We start from the raw sequence: 2,273 nt of genomic DNA, 5'->3' as shown, positions 1-2,273 counted from the left end.
GAAAGGAAGAGGTTAATGTCTGAGGTTAAGTTAAAGGTATTTTAATGAAATTTGGTTTAATAAGCTTAATTCTTTAAGTTTTTCGTATCTTCTTGGTTAAGGGGAGGAAGTTGATGATGAGGTAGCAAAAATTGTTAGTGAGTTTTATGATGGAATAGTTGCTGATGTGGAGTAGCTAAAATGTTCGTGTAGTATTTTGATGTAATAGTTGTGTGGTGTGTTTGAGTGTTTAAAAGGCCAGTCTAATAAAACTTAAGTCATGTTTCTGGGTGTAAGTTAATGGTGTTGTTTGGCTGGAGTTTTGTCTGAAATTATTGTTTGGAAGATTTTAGAAGGGGGCTTGATAAAGTTTGTTTGCGTTCTTCATATTAGAAATTTTGTTTATTAGGTTTTTATTTTATGGAGGATTGTAAATTGGGGAAAGAGTATTTTATGTTGTTTTGTGTTAGTTGTTGTTTGGAATCATTGAGATATTTCTTAGCAAAGCTAAGGTTAAAATATTTTCTGTATTTAGTATATGTGGGGGAAATACCTTGAAGCCTGAGCAGGCTATTGCGGATGTTAAGCTGAGTTATGGGGGCAAGTTCATTGAGCTTAAAGCGCTCGTAGATACTGGTGCGAGTAAAAGTGTCATTTCTAAAAGGTTTGCGGAGATGCTCAATGCATTTATACCCCTAAAAGAACCTTATGAGCTTAGAACAGCTGATGAGGAGGGAAGACTAAAGATCATAGGAAGGTGTATGGTGAGTGTTGAGTTTCAGGGGGTTAAAGTGCCTGGTGGTGCGGTTTTTGAGGTTGCTGAAAATCTTAGAAAGGGTGTGGAACTCATTATAGGTAGGCCTGAGATAGATTCATGGGATATAGTGTTCACGTCTGAGGGGCCAAGGTTGAGAAGGGTGCCTTTAGAGTTTGAGATAATATAAAAGTTAAATGAATGAGGGATGTTTTTCGGATGTGTTAGGGTTTTCTTAAGTTTTTGAGAGATATTTAGCTAAGGGGAGAATTTTAAGTGGGTTAGAGTTATGTTGGTGGTTAATGGTTTTTCTTATGTTTGTGGTGGAATTGTTATTATGATGGTTTTATTAAAAGTATTGGGTTTGGTGGAAATATGCTTGCATGTTGGTGGAATACTTTTTGAAGGTTTGGAAGTATAGATTTAATAATTTTGCCTGTGTGGATGGAAGTATTTTCTTGGTGTTGTGAGAATTTAATCTTTAATTAAGGTTTGGAGAGTTATGTTGACAGCTTATTCTTTGGAGGATGGTTACGGATAAATCTTATATAAGTTAAATCTTATAGAAGATTGGTGTGAGGTTTATGAGAGTGGTTTTGATAAGAGATTTGGCTGTCAAGATAATCTTATCTGTATTATCTTTTAACATATATCAGATGATGGGAGCCTGATGGGACTAGGGTATTATTATGAGTATTAATCTCTATCTTGTATTACTGGCTAAGAGTGTAAGAACGTTTATATTTGGTCTTATTAGTATATTAATACCAATATATCTTGTAAATTTGAAATATTCTGCGTTTTATGTAACTTTGGGTATATTTTTTGTAGTGTTTGGTAATGTTGTATTTAATTTGTTGTTGGGTTTCGCTCTACGTAGGCGTACGTAGGTACGCATCAGCATACCTATCCTACGCGTAGAGCTTGGGCTTCACAGCATCATATAGGAACCTCACGAGTTCATCGGTCCCACTCCGCTCCGCCCCTGTCTCGACGTACCCACCCACCATGCAGTGGGGAACGCCGACCATCTTCAGTCCCCCTGCTTCCTGTGTGTGCACGTACCCCTCCCTCAGCGGAGGTCTTGGGTCTATGCTACCACCCTACTGCCCGTGCACACAAATGCTCAAATCCGAAAATCTATATAAACCTATCTATTTTGAAACTGCTGAGTACGGCTTTATATGAAGGTTCAATTGGGAGGAAAAATTTTCTAATTATGTGTAGTTTTTTTATGATAGTATCTGGGGTGATTTTATTTTTTCGCAAGATTTTATATTAATATTGATTGCTCTTTTTATAGGGAATATAAGTGTGACTGGGGCTGAAGCTGGTCTATTTCAATCGGTGGAGGTTGGAATAATTCCTAGGCTTGTTAAAAATCCGGGTAGGGTATTGGGAATATATAATTTGCTCGGTTATTCTTTTTCGTCTTTAGGTGCTTTATCTTTGTCATTGTTCTCCTATTTTATTACTAATGATATTATTATTGTAGCTAAGATTGTATATGTATTCTATATAATTATGTCGGTTTCTCTTG

2 protein-coding genes and 1 pseudogene are annotated in these 2,273 nt (G+C 36.4%); all 3 read left to right on the top strand.

Features of this window, described 5'->3' with window-relative positions; translation table 11 throughout:
• The first annotated feature begins 533 nt into the window (after nucleotides 1-533).
• The gene (locus MRT15_RS09755; RefSeq protein WP_304329903.1) at nucleotides 534-923 is read left to right on the top strand and encodes a retropepsin-like aspartic protease; all 390 of its coding nucleotides are present in this window, start codon (nucleotides 534-536) and stop codon (nucleotides 921-923) included.
• A gap of 99 nt (nucleotides 924-1,022) precedes the next feature.
• Complete coding sequence (locus tag MRT15_RS09750; protein WP_304329902.1) at nucleotides 1,023-1,154, top strand: hypothetical protein; 132 nt, start codon at nucleotides 1,023-1,025, stop codon at nucleotides 1,152-1,154.
• 893 nt (nucleotides 1,155-2,047) lie between these two features.
• A pseudogene (locus tag MRT15_RS09745) lies at nucleotides 2,048-2,273 on the top strand (MFS transporter); the annotation flags it as partial.

The sequence above is a fragment of the Candidatus Culexarchaeum yellowstonense genome, assembly GCF_024707025.1.
GTDB lineage: Archaea > Thermoproteota > Methanomethylicia > Culexarchaeales > Culexarchaeaceae > Culexarchaeum.
The sequence above is the reverse complement of the archived record's forward strand: the minus strand, read 5'-3'. Positions and strand labels throughout refer to the sequence as shown.